The following is a 17,076-nucleotide window of genomic DNA, read 5'->3' on the forward strand; positions in this document are numbered from 1 at the left end:
GTGTCAGTGGAACTTTGGCAGCAGTGCGTGGAGCTTTTGCGCGAGGAGCTGCCTGCCCAACAATTCAACACCTGGATCCGTCCACTACAGGTCGAAGCCGAAGGCGACGAGTTGCGCGTCTACGCACCGAACCGTTTTGTGCTGGACTGGGTCAACGAAAAGTACCTGGGCCGCGTCCTTGAACTGCTGGATGAGCATGGCAACGGCATGGCGCCGGCGCTTTCCTTATTAATAGGCAGCAAACGCAGTTCCGCTCCGCGTGCCGCACCGAATGCGCCGCTTGCAGCCGCGCAGGTTTCCCAGCAGGCCCAGGCAAATGCCACGCCTGTGAGTACGCAGGCACCGATGCAGACGCAGACGCCCGCACCGACGGCCAAGCGCTCGACGCAGAAAAGCCCTGAAGTCAGCGATGAACCGTCTCGCGACAGTTTCGATCCGATGTCCGGTGCCGCTTCGCAGCAAGCCCCGGTTCGCGCCGAACAGCGCACCGTGCAGGTAGAAGGTGCGCTCAAGCACACCAGCTACCTGAACCGCACCTTCACCTTCGAAAACTTTGTCGAAGGTAAATCCAACCAGCTCGCCCGCGCGGCGGCCTGGCAAGTGGCGGACAACCCCAAGCACGGTTACAACCCGCTGTTCCTTTATGGTGGCGTCGGCCTGGGTAAAACCCACTTGATGCACGCGGTGGGTAACCACCTATTAAAGAAGAACCCGAATGCCAAGGTTGTGTACCTGCATTCCGAGCGCTTCGTGGCCGATATGGTCAAGGCGCTGCAACTGAACGCGATCAACGAGTTCAAGCGTTTCTACCGTTCGGTGGATGCTTTGCTGATCGACGACATTCAGTTCTTCGCCCGCAAAGAGCGCTCGCAGGAAGAGTTTTTCCACACCTTCAACGCCCTGCTTGAAGGTGGCCAGCAAGTCATTCTCACCAGTGACCGCTACCCGAAAGAAATCGAAGGCCTTGAAGAACGCCTCAAATCCCGCTTCGGCTGGGGCCTGACGGTTGCCGTCGAGCCGCCGGAACTGGAAACCCGCGTGGCGATCTTGATGAAGAAGGCCGACCAGGCCAAAGTCGAGTTACCGCATGACGCCGCGTTCTTCATTGCCCAGCGCATTCGCTCCAACGTCCGTGAGCTGGAAGGTGCGCTGAAACGCGTGATCGCCCACTCGCACTTCATGGGCCGCGACATCACCATCGAGCTGATTCGCGAATCCCTGAAAGACTTGTTGGCGTTGCAGGACAAACTGGTCTCTGTGGATAACATTCAGCGCACCGTCGCCGAGTACTACAAGATCAAGATCTCGGATCTGCTGTCCAAGCGCCGTTCGCGCTCGGTGGCTCGTCCGCGTCAGGTCGCCATGGCCTTGTCCAAGGAACTGACCAACCACAGCCTGCCGGAAATCGGCGATGTGTTCGGCGGCCGCGACCACACCACGGTGTTGCACGCCTGCCGCAAGATCAACGAACTTAAGGAATCCGACGCGGACATCCGCGAGGACTACAAGAACCTGCTGCGTACACTGACCACTTGATGAACACCAGCGCAGCTTATTAAGGCAAGGGACTAGACCATGCATTTCACCATTCAACGCGAAGCCCTGTTGAAACCCCTGCAACTGGTCGCAGGCGTCGTCGAGCGCCGACAGACCTTGCCGGTACTCTCCAACGTGCTGCTGGTTGTCGAAGGCCAGCAACTGTCGCTGACCGGTACCGACCTCGAGGTCGAGCTGGTCGGTCGTGTGCAACTTGAAGAGCCGGCTGAGACAGGTTCCATCACCGTGCCTGCGCGCAAGCTGATGGATATCTGCAAAAGCCTGCCCAACGACGCGCTGATCGACATCAAGGTCGACGAGCAGAAGCTGGTGGTGAAGGCAGGCCGCAGCCGCTTCACCCTGTCGACTCTGCCGGCCAACGATTTCCCGACCGTTGAAGAAGGTCCGGGCTCGCTGACTTGCAGTCTTGAACAAAGCAAACTGCGTCGCCTGATCGAACGCACCAGCTTCGCCATGGCCCAGCAGGACGTGCGTTATTACCTCAACGGCATGCTGCTGGAAGTGTCCGAAGGCATCATCCGCGCTGTGGCCACCGACGGTCACCGTCTGGCCATGTGCTCGATGAAGGCCGATATCGGCCAGCCGGATCGCCATCAGGTGATCGTGCCGCGCAAAGGTATTCTGGAACTGGCGCGTCTGCTCACCGAGCCGGACGGCAATGTCAGCATCGTGCTGGGTCAACATCACATCCGCGCCACTACCGGCGAATTCACCTTCACCTCGAAACTGGTTGACGGCAAGTTCCCGGACTATGAGCGCGTTCTGCCAAAGGGCGGCGACAAGCTGGTATTGGGCGATCGCCAGGCCTTGCGTGAAGCGTTCAGCCGTACCGCGATTCTGTCCAACGAGAAGTACCGTGGTATCCGTCTGCAACTGGCCAGCGGTCAGTTGAAGATCCAGGCCAACAACCCCGAGCAGGAAGAAGCGGAAGAAGAAGTGGGCGTTGAATACAACGGCGGCTCTCTGGAAATCGGCTTCAACGTGAGCTATTTGCTCGACGTGCTGGGCGTGATGACCACCGAGCAGGTTCGTCTGATCCTGTCCGACTCCAACAGCAGTGCACTGGTGCAAGAGTCCGACAACGACGATTCGGCTTACGTTGTCATGCCGATGCGTCTGTAATCAGCTGACCCTGGATGTCCTTAAGTCGTGTTTCGGTCACCGCGGTGCGCAATCTGCACCCGGTGACCTTCTCCCCCTCCCCCCGCATCAACATTCTTTACGGCGCCAACGGCAGCGGCAAAACCAGTGTTCTGGAAGCCATTCATCTGCTGGGGCTTGCCCGTTCGTTTCGTAGCACGCGGCTGTTACCTGTCATTCAGTACGAGCAACTCGCCTGCACCGTGTTCGGTCAGGTCGAATTGGCTGAGGGTGGGCACAGTGCGTTGGGGATCTCGCGCGATCGTCAGGGCCAGTTCCAGATCCGCATCGACGGCCAGAACGCCCGCAGTGCTGCGCAACTGGCGGAGATCCTGCCGCTGCAGTTGATCAACCCCGACAGCTTCCGCTTGCTTGAAGGTGCGCCGAAGATTCGTCGACAGTTTCTCGACTGGGGCGTGTTCCACGTCGAGCCGCGCTTTATGGCCACCTGGCAGCGGTTGCAGAAGGCCCTGCGCCAGAGAAACTCTTGGCTGCGACATGGTACACTTGACGCCGTTTCGCAAGCGGTTTGGGACAGGGAACTGTGCCAGGCCAGCGCTGAAATCGATGAATACCGCCGCGCCTACATCAAAGCCTTGAAACCAGTCTTTGAACAAACCTTGAGCGAACTGGTTGAGCTTGAAGGTTTGACGCTCAGCTATTACCGAGGCTGGGACAAAGACCGGGAATTGAGCGCCGTACTGGCTGGATCCGTGCAACGGGATCAGCAAATGGGTCATACCCAGGCCGGACCGCAACGGGCTGATTTGCGTCTTAGATTGGGCGCTCACAACGCCGCGGACATCTTGTCCCGGGGTCAGCAGAAGTTAGTGGTCTGTGCACTACGGATTGCCCAAGGGCATTTGGTCAGCCAGGCCCGTCGTGGTCAGTGTATTTATCTGGTGGATGACTTGCCGTCCGAGCTGGACGAGGGCCACCGTCGCGCGCTGTGCCGCTTGCTGGAAGACTTACGCTGCCAGGTATTTATCACCTGTGTAGATCACGAATTATTGAGGGAAGGCTGGCAGACGGAAACGCCAGTCGCTCTGTTCCACGTGGAACAGGGCCGTATCACCCAGACCCACGACCATCGGGAGTGAAGGCATTGAGCGAAGAAAATACGTACGACTCAACGAGCATTAAAGTGCTGAAAGGCCTGGATGCCGTACGCAAACGTCCCGGTATGTACATTGGTGACACCGACGATGGCAGCGGTCTGCACCACATGGTGTTCGAGGTGGTCGACAACTCGATCGACGAAGCCCTCGCCGGCCATTGCGATGACATCAGCATCATTATCCACCCGGATGAGTCCATCACCGTTAAAGACAACGGCCGTGGCATCCCGGTAGACGTGCACAAAGAGGAAGGCGTTTCCGCCGCCGAGGTCATCATGACCGTCCTCCACGCTGGCGGTAAGTTCGACGACAACTCCTACAAAGTATCCGGCGGTCTGCACGGTGTAGGTGTGTCGGTAGTGAACGCACTGTCCGAGGAGCTGGTACTGACTGTTCGCCGCAGCGGCAAGATCTGGGAACAGACCTACGTCCACGGCGTACCTCAGGCTCCGATGGCCATCGTTGGCGACAGCGAAACCACCGGTACCCAGATCCACTTCAAGGCTTCCAGCGAAACCTTCAAGAACATTCACTTCAGCTGGGACATCCTGGCCAAGCGCATTCGTGAACTGTCCTTCCTCAACTCCGGTGTCGGCATCGTCCTCAAGGATGAGCGCAGCGGCAAGGAAGAGCTGTTCAAGTACGAAGGCGGCCTGCGTGCGTTCGTTGAATACCTGAACACCAACAAGACTGCGGTCAACCAGGTGTTCCACTTCAACATCCAGCGTGAAGACGGCATCGGCGTGGAAATCGCCCTGCAGTGGAACGACAGCTTCAACGAGAACCTGTTGTGCTTCACCAACAACATTCCGCAGCGCGACGGCGGTACCCACCTGGTGGGCTTCCGTTCCGCTCTGACGCGTAACCTGAACAACTACATCGAGCAGGAAGGTCTGGCGAAGAAGCACAAAGTCGCCACCACCGGCGACGATGCCCGTGAAGGCCTGACCGCGATCATCTCGGTAAAAGTGCCGGATCCGAAGTTCAGCTCGCAGACCAAAGACAAACTGGTGTCTTCCGAAGTGAAGACTGCGGTCGAGCAGGAGATGGGCAAGTACTTCTCCGACTTCCTCTTGGAAAACCCGAACGAAGCCAAGCTGGTCGTCGGCAAGATGATCGACGCCGCCCGTGCCCGCGAAGCGGCGCGCAAGGCCCGTGAGATGACCCGCCGCAAAGGCGCGCTGGACATCGCCGGTCTGCCGGGCAAGCTCGCTGACTGCCAGGAAAAAGACCCGGCGCTGTCCGAACTGTATCTCGTGGAAGGTGACTCCGCGGGCGGCTCTGCCAAGCAGGGACGTAACCGCAAGACCCAGGCGATCCTGCCGTTGAAGGGCAAGATCCTCAACGTCGAGAAAGCGCGTTTCGACAAGATGATCTCTTCCCAGGAAGTGGGCACCTTGATCACCGCACTGGGCTGCGGCATCGGTCGCGACGAATACAACATCGACAAGCTGCGTTATCACAACATCATCATCATGACCGATGCTGACGTCGACGGTTCGCACATCCGTACCCTGCTGCTGACCTTCTTCTTCCGTCAGTTGCCGGAGCTGATCGAGCGTGGCTACATCTACATCGCCCAGCCGCCGCTGTACAAGGTCAAGAAAGGCAAGCAAGAGCAATACATCAAAGACGACGACGCCATGGAAGAGTACATGACGCAGTCGGCTCTGGAAGATGCGAGCCTGCACCTGAACGAAGAGGCCCCGGGCATTTCCGGTGAAGCTTTGGAGCGTCTGGTAAACGACTTCCGCATGGTGATGAAGACCCTCAAGCGTCTGTCGCGCCTGTACCCGCAAGAGCTGACCGAGCACTTCATCTACCTGCCGGCCGTGAGCCTGGAAATGCTTGGCGACCACGCCAAGATGCAGGACTGGCTGGCCCAGTACGAAGTCCGTCTGCGCACCGTCGAGAAGTCCGGTCTGGTCTACAAGGCCAGCCTGCGTGAAGACCGTGAACGTGGTGTGTGGCTGCCGGAGGTCGAACTGATCTCCCACGGCCTGTCGAACTACGTCACCTTCAACCGCGACTTCTTCGGCAGCAACGACTACAAAACCGTCGTCACCCTTGGCGCTCAACTGAGCACCCTGCTCGACGACGGCGCGTACATCCAGCGTGGCGAGCGCAAGAAGGCAGTCACCGAGTTCAAGGAAGCCCTCGACTGGCTGATGGCGGAAAGCACTAAGCGCCACACCATTCAGCGATACAAAGGTCTGGGCGAAATGAACCCGGATCAGCTGTGGGAAACCACCATGGACCCAAGCGTGCGCCGCATGCTGAAAGTCACCATCGAAGACGCCATTGGCGCAGACCAGATCTTCAACACCCTGATGGGTGATGCGGTCGAACCTCGCCGTGACTTCATCGAGAGCAATGCGCTGGCGGTTTCGAACCTGGATTTCTGATCCCGGTTTGCGTCAAACAAAAGGCCAACGCATTGCGTTGGCCTTTTTATTGGCAGATCAAAAGATCGCAGCCTACGGCAGCTCCTACAGAGATAGGTGTAGGAGCTGCCGTAGGCTGCGATCTTTTGCTCTTTTACTCGGATGCTGCAGACACACTCTCCAACCGATACCCATACCCATAAATCGTCAGCAACTGCCACCCTCGATCCGCCGTCAGCCCGAGCTTGTTCCGCAACCGGTAGATATGTGTATCCAACGGTCGCGACGACGCCATCTCTTCATGCGGCCAAAACCGCTCATATAGATAATCCCGCGACAACGGCCGGCCCAGATTGCTGAACAGACACCGCGCCAGTCGATACTCGCGTTCGGTCATGACGATGGGTTTTCCCTCGCGGGTAACAGTCAGTTCGGCGTCATCGAAGGTCAGGTCGTTGAAGCTCAGCACTTCCGTCGCCGCCGCACGTTGCTGGCTATGCCGACGCAACACCGCAGCCACACGCGCTTTCAGTTCATTCGGCCGGAATGGCTTGCTCACGTAATCATCAGCCCCGGCATTCAACGCCTGGACGATATCGCTTTCGCCATCGCGGCTGGTCAGCATGATCGCCGCCGGTGGCGCTTCCATGTGTTCGCGGGTCCAGCGCAGCAGGGCCAGGCCGGTGAGGTCGGGCAGTTGCCAGTCGAGGATCAGCAGGTCGAAGGTTTCCCGGCGTAGCTGTCGCAACAGGTCTTCGCCACGCTCGAAGCTGTGCAGTGACCACGGCTGTTCGCCGGCATCGGCCATTTGCTGCAGGGTTTGCTCGACCCGGCGCAGTTCGGCGGGTTCGTCGTCCAATATCGCAACGCGCATACGCGGTGGTTCCTTGTTGCTTGGGCAGTTGGGCGTCAACCATAGTCGCTTGGTCATCACCTTGAAAGTAAGCGGCCCGCCGTTGGTCGACGTCCGCTATGATTCTTCGAGTCTACGTCTCAGACCTGTGACCTATGAAAGCATTCATCCTGCCCTGCCCTTTTTCCCCATGAATAATCAGCGCCGGCGCGAAAGCCGTGAGCCAAGTCAGGTGCAGCGACTGTTTCGACAGTTGGTGCGTGAATGGTTGTGGATAAGTCTAGTGCTGTTGCCGCTGACTGCGCTGCTGTCTTATCGCGCGCAGATCAACCTGCACGATGCGCATCCGGCGATGGGCGCATTATTGTCGGTCGTTTGGGTGGCAGGCAGTCTAGGGCTGCTGTTATGGCGCCCGCGCTGGGCGCTTTGGGTCACGTTGATCGGCATGGCGTGCGCACTGCTGGCCAGTACGGGTCTGGCAGAAATGCGCCATTGGTGGTCGCCGACGCCGGCAGTGCTGGGCATGTTGTTCGGTTATCTGATCTGGAACTGGCGGCGCCTTAGTGTGGTGCTGACCTATTTCGGTTGGGAACTGGCGCGGCTGGACAGTGAACCGAAGGTGTTCCCCGAGCGCCGTCGTTCGCAATTTACTGGCGCCGATCGCTTGCAGGGCCAGATCATGGCGCTTGAACAGGCCATGAGCCGTACCCGCGATACGCGGCGGTTCATCGCCGATGGCCTGGAATACCTGCCCGTCGCCACGCTGATCAGCGATCCCAAAGGGCAGATCCTGCTGGGTAATCGCAAAGCTCGTCAGCTCTTCGATAACAATCTGGTAGGTGACGACGTTCTCGATCAACTGGCTCGACTCGGTTATCCGGAGTTGTCCACAGAGCAACGGCCGCCACTGTCGGCCATGCCGCTGCTGGAGTTTCGCGATTACAAGGAACGCAGCTTGCGGCTGGAGCGTGCGGCTTTACTGCCGGTGGATGGAGACACGCCGATCGGTTGGCTGCTCAGCCTCACGGACCTTAGCGCCGAACGTGCCGCCGAGGAGCAACGCAGCGTGTTACTGCGGTTTCTGTCCCACGACCTGCGCGCACCCCATTCGGCGATTCTTGCGCTGCTGGACGTTCACCGCCATCAGGCCGGGGCGGATTCACCGTTGTTCGAGCAAATCGAACGCCAGGTACGTCGCGCTCTGGACCTGACCGATGGATTTGTTCTGTTGGCGAGGGCCGAATCCGAGGCTTATCAGTTTCAACCGACGCTGTTCGCGATGCTGGTGCTGGACGTGCTGGATCAAGCGTTGCCCATCGCCCAGCAGAAACGTATCGAGCTGCTCAACAGCATGGATGATGAGTCCCAAGAGCGGCTGATCTCGGCTGACCAGGGCTTGCTGACCCGTGCACTGTTCAATTTGCTGGAAAATGCCATCAAGTACAGTCCGCCAGACACCACTATTCAGCTGCGTGTGAGCTGTCAGGAAGAATGGTTACGTTGTGAACTGTCGGATCAAGGCAAGGGTATCGCCGCTGATGAATTGCCCGACCTGTTCAGTCAATACCGACGTTTTTCTTCCGCACAGGGCATCGACGGCGTGGGCCTCGGCTTATCGATGGTCAAAGCGGTAGTCGATCATCACGGCGGCAAAATTGAATGCCGCAGCGTGGTTGATCAAGGCACCACCTTCCTGCTTGAGTTACCGCTGATCCCCGAATGATCAGGCACAAAAAAAACCGGCTATATCAGCCGGTTTTTTTACTTCCGAAAAAAACTTATGCACCTTTTACGGTGTTTTATGAGCTTGAGAAATATATAAGTAAATCAATAACTTAATTTCAATATTCAGGCTTTTTCAACAAAACCGTACACAGGTTATCCACAAAATCTCAGACAGCGATCTGATCATTTGCAGCCGGTGCCTGCGGAGCAGGTGGCAGTGAGCCCATTTCCCGTTGAGTCTTCTCGTTCCACGCTTGTACGCGGTCGTTCAGATGAGCAATGGCGCGAGGCCCTGTGCCTTCGGCATACATCGGCTCACCGATGACCACGGTGATCACCCCAGACTTCTTGCCCCAGCCGATTTTCGGCCAGAATTTGCCGGCATTGTGTGCAATCGGCAGGACCGGAAGCGCCGCATTCACTGCCAAAGCGCTACCACTGCGGGAGAACTTGCCGACAGTGCCGTAAGGAACGCGTGTACCTTCAGGGAAGATCAGCACCCAAACGTTGTCCTTGAGCAGTTCATCACCCTTCGCTGCGACTTGTTTCAGCGCGGCTTTCGGGTTGTCGCGGTCAATCGCGATCGGCCGCAACATGGCCATCGCCCAGCCGAAGAACGGCACATAAAGCAATTCGCGCTTGAGCACCTGGCTCAGCGGCGAGAAATAAGCGGAGAGAAAGAACGTCTCCCAAGTGCTCTGGTGGTTCGACTGAATCACGCAGGGCCGATCAGGTACGTTTTCCGCGCCTTTGATTTCGTAACGGATACCGAGGAACACCTTGGTCAACCACAAGGCACAGCGGCACCAGTACACGTTGATAAAACGATAGCGCGCCTTGAACGGCAAAAATGGCGCGATAAAGAAACTCAAGCTGCACCACAGCAGGGAGGTGGTGCCCAGCAGCAGGTAAAAGAGAAAAATCCTGATGGCCCGCAGTATCGACATAGTGACGTTTACCGTTACGGGGCAATGCCCGAATGTTCAAGCGCACTCCCGATCAATCCCTGGTCAGGAACTTCAGAAGTACTCTAGTTGTGGATAAGTTCTGCGGCAATCGCCGCCAGATCGTCAAAAATCAGAGTGCCAACCGGCAGGGTTTTGCCCTGAGTCTTTGCGCCTTTTCCGGTCTTTACCAAAACTGGCTGTGAATCGACGGCTTTGGCGGCCTCCAGGTCACCAAGGCTGTCGCCGACGAACCAGACATTGTTCAGTTCGACGTCGTAATGCGCGGCGATGGTTTTCAACATCCCCGGTTTCGGCTTGCGGCAATCGCAGCCTTCGTCCGGCCCATGCGGGCAATACACGATCAGCCCGACTTCACCGCCCTGCTCCGCCACGAGCGTACGCAGTCGCGCGTGCATGGCATCGAGGGTGGCGAGGTCGTAGTAGCCGCGAGCAATGCCCGACTGGTTGGTGGCGACCGCCACCGTCCAGCCGGCCTTGCTCAACTGCGCAATCGCTTCGATCGAGCCGGGCAGCGGAATCCACTCCTCTACCGACTTGATGTAAGCGTCGGAGTCGTAATTGATCACTCCGTCCCGATCGAGAATCAGCAGTTTCAACAGCAATCCCTCAACCCAGCAGCGAAATGTCGGCAACACCGAGGAACAGACCACGCAGACGCGCCAGCAGCGCGTAACGGTTGGCCCGCACATTGGCGTCGTCGGCATTGACCATCACCGCGTCGAAGAACGCATCGACGGGCTCACGCAATGCCGCCAAGCGTGCCAGCGATTCGTTGTACTGACGCGCTGCCGCCATTGGCTGCACCGCTTGATCCGCTTGCTGGATCGCCGAGTACAGCGAGAACTCGTTGGCGTTGTCGAAGTACTTGGCTTGCACCTCGGTCGGTACCGCGCCTTCGAGTTTGCTCAACAGGTTCGACACACGCTTGTTCACCGCCGCCAGCGCTGCTGCTTCCGGCAGTTTGCGGAAGGCTTGCACTGCTTGCACACGCTGGTCGAAGTCCAGCGCCGAACCCGGCTTCAGGGCACGCACCGACAGGTAAGTGGCAACATCGACGCCTTCGTCTTCGTAACGTGCACGCAGACGATCGAAGATGAACTCCAGCACGGCTTCGTTGAGGCCGGCAGCCTTGACCTTGGCGCCGAACGCAGTCACGGCGAAAGCCACGGCGTCGTTCAGGTCCAGATCGAGTTTTTTCTCGATCAGGATGCGCAGCACACCGAGGGCCGCACGGCGCAGGGCATACGGGTCTTTGCTGCCGGTTGGCAGCATGCCAATACCGAAGATACCGACCAGGGTGTCGAGCTTGTCAGCGATCGCGACGGCTGCACCGGTCAGGGTGGCTGGCAGTTCCGCACCGGCACCGCGTGGCATGTACTGCTCGTTGAGCGCCAGCGCGACGTCTTCCGGCTCGCCGTCATTCAGTGCGTAGTAGTAACCGGCGACACCTTGCATCTCCGGGAACTCGCCGACCATTTCAGTCGCCAGGTCGCACTTCGACAGCAGGCCTGCACGGGCAGCCCACGAGGCGTTGCCACCGATGCGTGCGGCGATGTACGCAGCCAGTTTGGAAACGCGCTCGGCCTTGTCGTAGACGCTGCCGAGTTTTTCCTGGAACACCACGTTCTTCAGGCGATCATTGAAGGCTTCGAGTTTCTGCTTCTTGTCTTGCTTGAAGAAGAACTCGGCGTCGGTCAGGCGTGGACGAACCACTTTCTCGTTACCGGCGATGATCTGTTGCGGGTCTTTGCTTTCGATGTTGGCCACAGTGATGAAACGTGGCAGCAACTTGCCGTCGGCATCCAGCAGGCAGAAGTACTTCTGGTTGTCCTGCATGGTGGTGATCAGCGCTTCTTGCGGTACGTCGAGGAAACGTTCCTCGAACGAGCACACCAGCGGCACCGGCCATTCAACCAGCGCGGTCACTTCGTCGAGCAGCGCTGGCGGCACGATGGCCGTGCCTTCCTGACGGGTGGCCAGCTCTTCGGTGCGCTTGCTGATGATCTCGCGACGCTCGTTGGCGTCGGCCAATACATAAGCGGCACGCAGGTCGGCGAGGTAGCTCGACGGCGAACCGATGCGCACGCTTTGCGGGTGATGGAAACGGTGACCACGGGAATCACGGCCAGCCTTCTGCGCGAGGATGGTGCAGTCGATGACCTGGTCACCGAGCAGCATCACCAGCCATTGGGTCGGACGCACGAACTCTTCCTTGCGCGCACCCCAACGCATGCGTTTCGGGATTGGCAGGTCGTTCAGCGAATCTTCGACGATGGTCGGCAGCAGGCTCGCGGTCGGCTTGCCGGCGATGCTCTGGCTGTAACGCAGTTTCGGGCCGCTCTGATCGATTTCGCTCAGATCGACGCCGCACTTCTTGGCGAAACCCAATGCAGCTTGAGTCGGGTTGCCGTCAGCGTCAAACGCCGCCTGACGTGGCGGGCCGTCGAGGTTGATGCTGCGATCCGGTTGCTGGGTAGCCAGCGCGGTGATCAGCACAGCCAGACGACGCGGTGCGGCGTAGACGGTTTTAGTCTCGTAGCTCAGGCCAGCGGCTTGCAGGCCCTTGTCGATACCGGCGAGGAACGCCTCAGCCAAGGTGTTCAGGGCTTTCGGTGGCAGTTCTTCGGTGCCCAGTTCAACCAGAAAATCTTGCGCACTCATTGTGCAGCCTCCAGCTTGGCCAGTACTTCGTCACGCAGGTCCGGGGTCGCCATCGGGAAGCCCAGCTTGGCGCGTGCCAGCAGGTAGGCTTGCGCAACGGAACGCGCCAGGGTGCGTACGCGCAGAATGTATTGCTGACGCGCGGTCACCGAGATCGCCCGGCGCGCATCCAGCAGGTTGAAGGTGTGCGACGCCTTCAGCACCATTTCGTAGCTCGGCAACGGCAGGGGCTGGTCGAGTTCGATCAGGCGCTTGGCTTCGCTTTCATAGAAGTCGAACAGTTCGAACAGCTTGTCGACGTTGGCGTGTTCGAAGTTGTAAGTGGACTGCTCCACTTCGTTCTGGTGGAACACGTCGCCGTAGGTCACTTTGCCGAACGGGCCGTCAGCCCAGACCAGGTCGTAGACCGAATCCACGCCTTGCAGGTACATGGCCAGACGCTCGAGACCGTAAGTGATCTCGCCGGTCACCGGGTAGCACTCGATGCCGCCCGCCTGCTGGAAGTAAGTGAACTGAGTCACTTCCATGCCGTTGAGCCAGACTTCCCAGCCCAGACCCCAGGCGCCGAGAGTCGGCGATTCCCAGTTGTCTTCGACGAAGCGAATGTCGTGGACCAGCGGGTCCAGGCCAACATGCTTGAGCGAGCCCAGATACAGTTCCTGGAAATTGTCCGGGTTCGGTTTCAGGACGACCTGGAACTGATAGTAGTGCTGCAGACGGTTCGGGTTTTCGCCGTAACGGCCGTCAGTCGGACGGCGGCTTGGCTGTACGTAGGCGGCGTTCCAGGTTTCCGGGCCGATGGCGCGGAGGAAGGTCGCGGTGTGGAAAGTGCCGGCGCCTACTTCCATATCGTAGGGCTGAAGTACCACGCAACCTTGCTCGGCCCAGTATTGCTGGAGCGCGAGGATCAAGTCTTGGAAGGTACGCACGGCTGGCGTAGGCTGGCTCACGAAATTCACCTGTTTCTTGGGCTGCGATTTAAAGAGCGGGAGTATACCCGATTCAGTCGCACCTCCACCCCCTGGAGCCTTATGCCACGCTGCTTTTGGTGTACCGAAGATCCGCTGTACATGGCTTATCACGATCAGGAGTGGGGCACGCCGCTACGCGATGCGCAGGGTTTGTTCGAGTTGCTTTTGCTCGAAGGGTTCCAGGCCGGGCTGTCCTGGATCACCGTGTTGCGCAAGCGCGAGCGTTATCGCGAGGTGTTGTTCGGCTTCGACGTACAGCGCGTGGCGCAGATGAGCGACGCCGAAATCGACGAATTGATGCTCGATCCTGGGATCATCCGCAACCGCCTGAAACTCAACGCCGCCCGGCGTAATGCCCAGGCCTGGCTGGCCTTGGAGGACCCGGTGGCGTTTCTCTGGTCGTTCGTCGGTGATCGACCGCTCATCAATCATTTCAGGGATCGCAGCGAAGTCCCGGCGATCACCCCCGAAGCCGTTGCCATGAGCAAAGGCCTGAAAAAGGCCGGGTTCACGTTCGTCGGCCCAACCATTTGCTACGCACTGATGCAGGCCTCGGGCATGGTCATGGATCACACTCAGGATTGCGACCGCTACGCGCAGCTCGTCAACGGCGGTTAGAATGGCCGCCTCGCGCACCGCACAAGATCAGGAGTGACCTGTGGAAAAGTTTAAAGGCGCCTTGCTGGTAGGCGCTCTGCGGCTGTTTGCCCTGCTGCCATGGCGGGCCGTGCAGGCCGTAGGTTCGGCGATCGGCTGGATCATGTGGAAAACCCCCAACCGTTCCCGCGAAGTGGTGCGGATCAACCTTGCGAAATGTTTTCCACAGATGGATGCCGCCGAACGTGAACGTCTGGTCGGCCAAAGCCTGAAAGACATCGGCAAGTCGCTGACCGAAAGCGCCTGCGCGTGGATCTGGCCGGCGCAGCGCTCGATCGACCTGGTGCGTGAAGTTGAAGGCCTCGACATCCTCAAGGATGCCTTGGCCTCGGGCAAAGGCGTGGTCGGCATCACCAGCCATTTAGGCAATTGGGAAGTGCTCAATCACTTCTATTGCAGCCAGTGCAAACCGATCATTTTCTACCGTCCGCCGAAGCTCAAGGCTGTGGATGAGTTATTGCGCAAACAGCGCGTGCAACTGGGCAACAAAGTCGCTGCTTCCACCAAGGAAGGCATCCTCAGTGTGATCAAGGAAGTGCGCAAAGGTGGTGCAGTGGGCATTCCTGCTGACCCGGAACCGGCCGAATCCGCCGGGATCTTCGTGCCGTTCTTCGCCACCCAGGCGCTGACCAGCAAATTCGTGCCGAACATGCTGGCGGGCGGTAAAGCGGTCGGTGTATTCCTGCATGCGCTGCGCCTGCCCGACGGTTCTGGCTACAAAGTGATCCTCGAAGCCGCACCAGAAGCCATGTACAGCACCGATACCGCCGAATCCTGCGCCGCGATGAGTAAAGTCGTCGAGCGTTACGTCGCCGCGTACCCGAGTCAGTACATGTGGAGCATGAAGCGCTTCAAGAAACGCCCGCCGGGCGAAGAGCGCTGGTACTGAGCTGATTGGCATGATCTGTGGATAACCTCACTAGCGAGGTTATCCACAACCGTTCATCAAAGGGCGCAACAAGATGTCCGAACAACGCAAATCCTTCCGCATCAAGATTACCCACGACAGCTTTGGCGAATGCCTCGGGCAGACGCGCAACCTGTCGCCTACCGGGGTGTTTGTGCAGCATCCGGTTTTGGCTTCTTTGCCCAAAGGCGCAGTGGTTTACGGCGAGGTGCAGGGTTTACCCACAGGCGCGCCGCGGGTGCGGATGGAAGTGGTGACGGTAGATGCCGATGGTATCGGTCTTCGCTACCTTTGACTTATAGCGCCTGACGATCAAGCTTCTTCAGAAACACAGTCATTTCCTTCTCGGCCTGCTTGTCGCCATGGGCGCGAGCCGCTTCCAGACCGTGTTCCCACGCCAGACGTGCGGCGGCGTGATCGCCCAGCGCCAGATGCGCCTTGCCTAACAGTTTCCATGCCGCCGAATACTTCGGATCGAAACCAACACATCGCTGGAAGTGCTCGGCGGCCTTGGCGTTTTCACCCAGATCCAGATAACCCTTTCCCAGGCCGAAGCGCAGCAGGGAGTTATCCACACCCTTGGCGAGCATTTTTTCCAGGGATTCGAGCATTTTTTGCACCCTCGTTTCAGTGATCGTTCCCACGCTCCGCGTGGGAATGCCTCAATGGACGCTCTGCGTCCGCTCTTGGGACGCAGAGCGTCCCGGGCTGCATTCCCACGCAGAGAGTGGGAACGATCAACCTCAGAAGAAGCTCAACCCCACATGGAACAGCTTCTCCACATCGCGAATATGCTTTTTATCCACAAGGAACAGGATCACATGGTCGCCTGCTTCGATCACCGTGTCGTCGTGGGCGATGATCACTTGCTCGTTGCGAATGACCGCGCCAATGGTGGTGCCGGGCGGCAGGCCAATCTTCTCGATGGGCTTGCCGATGACCTTGCTCGACTTCGCATCACCGTGGGCAATCGCCTCGATGGCTTCTGCCGCACCGCGGCGCAGTGAGTGCACACTAACGATATCGCCACGACGCACGTGCGCCAGCAAGGTGCCGATGGTCGCCAGTTGCGGGCTGATGGCGATGTCGATATCGCCGCCCTGAATCAGATCGACGTAGGCCGGGTTGTTGATGATCGTCATGACCTTCTTCGCCCCCAGCCGTTTGGCCAGCAGCGACGACATGATGTTGGCTTCATCATCGTTGGTCAGGGCGAGGAAGATATCGGCGTCGGCAATGTTCTCCTCCAGCAGTAAATCACGATCTGATGCACTGCCCTGCAGCACCACGGTGCTGTCGAGGGTGTCGGAGAGATAACGGCAACGCGCCGGATTCATCTCGATGATCTTCACCTGATAACGGCTTTCGATGGCCTCGGCCAGACGTTCACCGATCTGCCCGCCACCGGCAATGACGATGCGTTTGTAGGTTTCGTCGAGGCGGCGCATTTCGCTCATCACCGCACGAATATTCTCACGGGCGGCGATGAAAAAGACTTCGTCATCCGCCTCGATCACCGTATCGCCCTGGGGCAGGATCGGCCGGTCACGGCGGAAAATTGCGGCGACGCGAGTCTCGACATTCGGCATGTGCTCACGCAACTGCCGCAGTTGCTGACCCACCAGCGGACCGCCGTAATAGGCGCGCACCGCCACCAGTTGCGCTGCACCCTCGGCGAAGTCGATCACCTGCAAGGCGCCCGGATGCTGGATCAGGCGCTTGATGTAGTTGGTCACCACCTGCTCGGGGCTTATCAGCACGTCGACCGGAATCGCTTCGTTCTGAAACAGTTGCTCCTCGCGATTGAGGTAGGACGCTTCGCGCACCCGGGCGATCTTGGTCGGCGTGTGGAACAGCGTGTGGGCGACCTGGCAGGCGACCATATTGGTTTCGTCGCTATTGGTCACCGCCACCAGCATGTCAGCGTCGTCCGCTCCGGCCTGACGCAGCACCGACGGCAGTGAGCCCCGGCCCTGCACGGTGCGGATGTCGAGGCGGTCGCCGAGGTCGCGCAGGCGCTCACCGTCGGTGTCGACTACCGTAATATCGTTGGCCTCGCTGGCCAGATGTTCTGCCAGCGAACCGCCGACCTGTCCCGCACCGAGGATGATGATTTTCATCCAGTCACTCCGTTA

The 17,076-nt window shown here is 59.0% G+C and carries 15 protein-coding genes; 8 read left to right on the forward strand and 7 right to left on the reverse strand.

Translation table 11 applies throughout. The features are described 5' to 3' along the window. Genes dnaA through gyrB form a run of 4 tightly spaced genes read left to right on the forward strand, consistent with a single transcriptional unit; the run spans position 1 to position 6,220 of the window. Positions 1-1,536 (forward strand): chromosomal replication initiator protein DnaA, encoded by a 1,536-nt coding sequence (gene dnaA, locus LOY43_RS00005; RefSeq protein WP_258709030.1) that lies wholly within the window; start codon positions 1-3, stop codon positions 1,534-1,536. Positions 1,537-1,575: 39 nt separating this feature from the next. Then, positions 1,576-2,679, forward strand: a complete 1,104-nt coding sequence (gene dnaN, locus LOY43_RS00010) for a DNA polymerase III subunit beta (RefSeq protein ID WP_007911887.1) — start codon at positions 1,576-1,578, stop codon at positions 2,677-2,679. Between the two features lie 14 nt (positions 2,680-2,693). Continuing rightward, a complete protein-coding gene (recF, locus tag LOY43_RS00015) occupies positions 2,694-3,797 on the forward strand; it encodes a DNA replication/repair protein RecF (RefSeq protein ID WP_258709031.1) in 1,104 nt (367 codons plus the stop codon). A gap of 5 nt (positions 3,798-3,802) precedes the next feature. Continuing rightward, the gene (gyrB, locus tag LOY43_RS00020; protein WP_093429549.1) at positions 3,803-6,220 is read left to right on the forward strand and encodes a DNA topoisomerase (ATP-hydrolyzing) subunit B; all 2,418 of its coding nucleotides are present in this window, start codon (positions 3,803-3,805) and stop codon (positions 6,218-6,220) included. Positions 6,221-6,353: 133 nt separating this feature from the next. On the opposite strand, the gene LOY43_RS00025 is transcribed toward gyrB, so the two are convergent. Then, positions 6,354-7,073 carry a response regulator transcription factor gene (locus tag LOY43_RS00025; RefSeq protein ID WP_034152192.1) on the reverse strand — a complete coding sequence of 240 codons (720 nt, stop codon included), beginning with the start codon at positions 7,071-7,073 and terminating at the stop codon, positions 6,354-6,356. A gap of 169 nt (positions 7,074-7,242) precedes the next feature. Between LOY43_RS00025 and LOY43_RS00030 the strand changes: the two genes are divergently transcribed. Continuing rightward, positions 7,243-8,775, forward strand: coding sequence for an ATP-binding protein (locus LOY43_RS00030; RefSeq protein WP_258709032.1), 1,533 nt, complete (start codon positions 7,243-7,245; stop codon positions 8,773-8,775). Positions 8,776-8,944: 169 nt separating this feature from the next. Here LOY43_RS00030 and LOY43_RS00035 read toward each other — a convergent pair whose 3' ends face one another. The 4 genes from LOY43_RS00035 to glyQ form a co-directional block, all read right to left on the reverse strand. Next, complete coding sequence (locus tag LOY43_RS00035; RefSeq protein ID WP_095049578.1) at positions 8,945-9,724, reverse strand: 1-acyl-sn-glycerol-3-phosphate acyltransferase; 780 nt, start codon at positions 9,722-9,724, stop codon at positions 8,945-8,947. Positions 9,725-9,807: 83 nt separating this feature from the next. Beyond that, a complete protein-coding gene (gene gmhB / locus LOY43_RS00040; RefSeq protein WP_176471260.1) occupies positions 9,808-10,347 on the reverse strand; it encodes a D-glycero-beta-D-manno-heptose 1,7-bisphosphate 7-phosphatase in 540 nt (179 codons plus the stop codon). Between the two features lie 4 nt (positions 10,348-10,351). Continuing rightward, positions 10,352-12,406, reverse strand: a complete 2,055-nt coding sequence (glyS, locus tag LOY43_RS00045) for a glycine--tRNA ligase subunit beta (RefSeq protein ID WP_095049576.1) — start codon at positions 12,404-12,406, stop codon at positions 10,352-10,354. Then, positions 12,403-13,356: a glycine--tRNA ligase subunit alpha gene (glyQ, locus tag LOY43_RS00050; RefSeq protein ID WP_003187265.1), complete on the reverse strand. Its 954-nt coding sequence runs from the start codon at positions 13,354-13,356 to the stop codon at positions 12,403-12,405. Before glyQ ends, glyS begins: the two co-directional genes overlap by 4 nt. 81 nt (positions 13,357-13,437) lie before the next feature. On the opposite strand from glyQ, the gene tag reads away from it, so the two are divergent. The 3 genes from tag to LOY43_RS00065 all read left to right on the forward strand — a co-directional run bounded on the left by tag (position 13,438) and on the right by LOY43_RS00065 (position 15,236). Beyond that, positions 13,438-13,995 carry a DNA-3-methyladenine glycosylase I gene (tag, locus tag LOY43_RS00055; RefSeq protein ID WP_220557226.1) on the forward strand — a complete coding sequence of 186 codons (558 nt, stop codon included), beginning with the start codon at positions 13,438-13,440 and terminating at the stop codon, positions 13,993-13,995. Positions 13,996-14,035: 40 nt separating this feature from the next. Next, a complete protein-coding gene (locus tag LOY43_RS00060) occupies positions 14,036-14,923 on the forward strand; it encodes a lysophospholipid acyltransferase (RefSeq protein WP_095049574.1) in 888 nt (295 codons plus the stop codon). A 73-nt stretch (positions 14,924-14,996) separates the two neighbouring features. Next, a complete protein-coding gene (locus tag LOY43_RS00065) occupies positions 14,997-15,236 on the forward strand; it encodes a PilZ domain-containing protein (RefSeq protein WP_095049573.1) in 240 nt (79 codons plus the stop codon). A 1-nt stretch (position 15,237) separates the two neighbouring features. Here LOY43_RS00065 and LOY43_RS00070 read toward each other — a convergent pair whose 3' ends face one another. Further along, positions 15,238-15,552 carry a tetratricopeptide repeat protein gene (locus LOY43_RS00070; RefSeq protein ID WP_095049572.1) on the reverse strand — a complete coding sequence of 105 codons (315 nt, stop codon included), beginning with the start codon at positions 15,550-15,552 and terminating at the stop codon, positions 15,238-15,240. Between the two features lie 132 nt (positions 15,553-15,684). After that, positions 15,685-17,061 (reverse strand): Trk system potassium transporter TrkA, encoded by a 1,377-nt coding sequence (trkA, locus tag LOY43_RS00075; protein WP_064389689.1) that lies wholly within the window; start codon positions 17,059-17,061, stop codon positions 15,685-15,687. Between the last annotated feature and the right edge of the window lie 15 nt (positions 17,062-17,076).

The sequence above is a fragment of the Pseudomonas sp. B21-041 genome (assembly GCF_024748675.1).
Taxonomy (GTDB): domain Bacteria; phylum Pseudomonadota; class Gammaproteobacteria; order Pseudomonadales; family Pseudomonadaceae; genus Aquipseudomonas; species Aquipseudomonas neuropathica.

Bases quoted from the DNA above. Each gene is read 5' to 3' on its own strand.
- LOY43_RS00070 (WP_095049572.1), bottom strand. From the start codon at position 15,552: ATGCTCGAATCCCTGGAAAAAATGCTCGCCAAGGGTGTGGATAACTCC.
- recF (WP_258709031.1), top strand. From the start codon at position 2,694: ATGTCCTTAAGTCGTGTTTCGGTCACCGCGGTGCGCAATCTGCACCCG.
- LOY43_RS00030 (WP_258709032.1), top strand. From the start codon at position 7,243: ATGAATAATCAGCGCCGGCGCGAAAGCCGTGAGCCAAGTCAGGTGCAG.
- tag (WP_220557226.1), top strand. From the start codon at position 13,438: ATGCCACGCTGCTTTTGGTGTACCGAAGATCCGCTGTACATGGCTTAT.
- dnaN (WP_007911887.1), top strand. From the start codon at position 1,576: ATGCATTTCACCATTCAACGCGAAGCCCTGTTGAAACCCCTGCAACTG.
- LOY43_RS00035 (WP_095049578.1), bottom strand. From the start codon at position 9,724: ATGTCGATACTGCGGGCCATCAGGATTTTTCTCTTTTACCTGCTGCTG.
- LOY43_RS00025 (WP_034152192.1), bottom strand. From the start codon at position 7,073: ATGCGCGTTGCGATATTGGACGACGAACCCGCCGAACTGCGCCGGGTC.
- trkA (WP_064389689.1), bottom strand. From the start codon at position 17,061: ATGAAAATCATCATCCTCGGTGCGGGACAGGTCGGCGGTTCGCTGGCA.
- glyS (WP_095049576.1), bottom strand. From the start codon at position 12,406: ATGAGTGCGCAAGATTTTCTGGTTGAACTGGGCACCGAAGAACTGCCA.
- LOY43_RS00065 (WP_095049573.1), top strand. From the start codon at position 14,997: ATGTCCGAACAACGCAAATCCTTCCGCATCAAGATTACCCACGACAGC.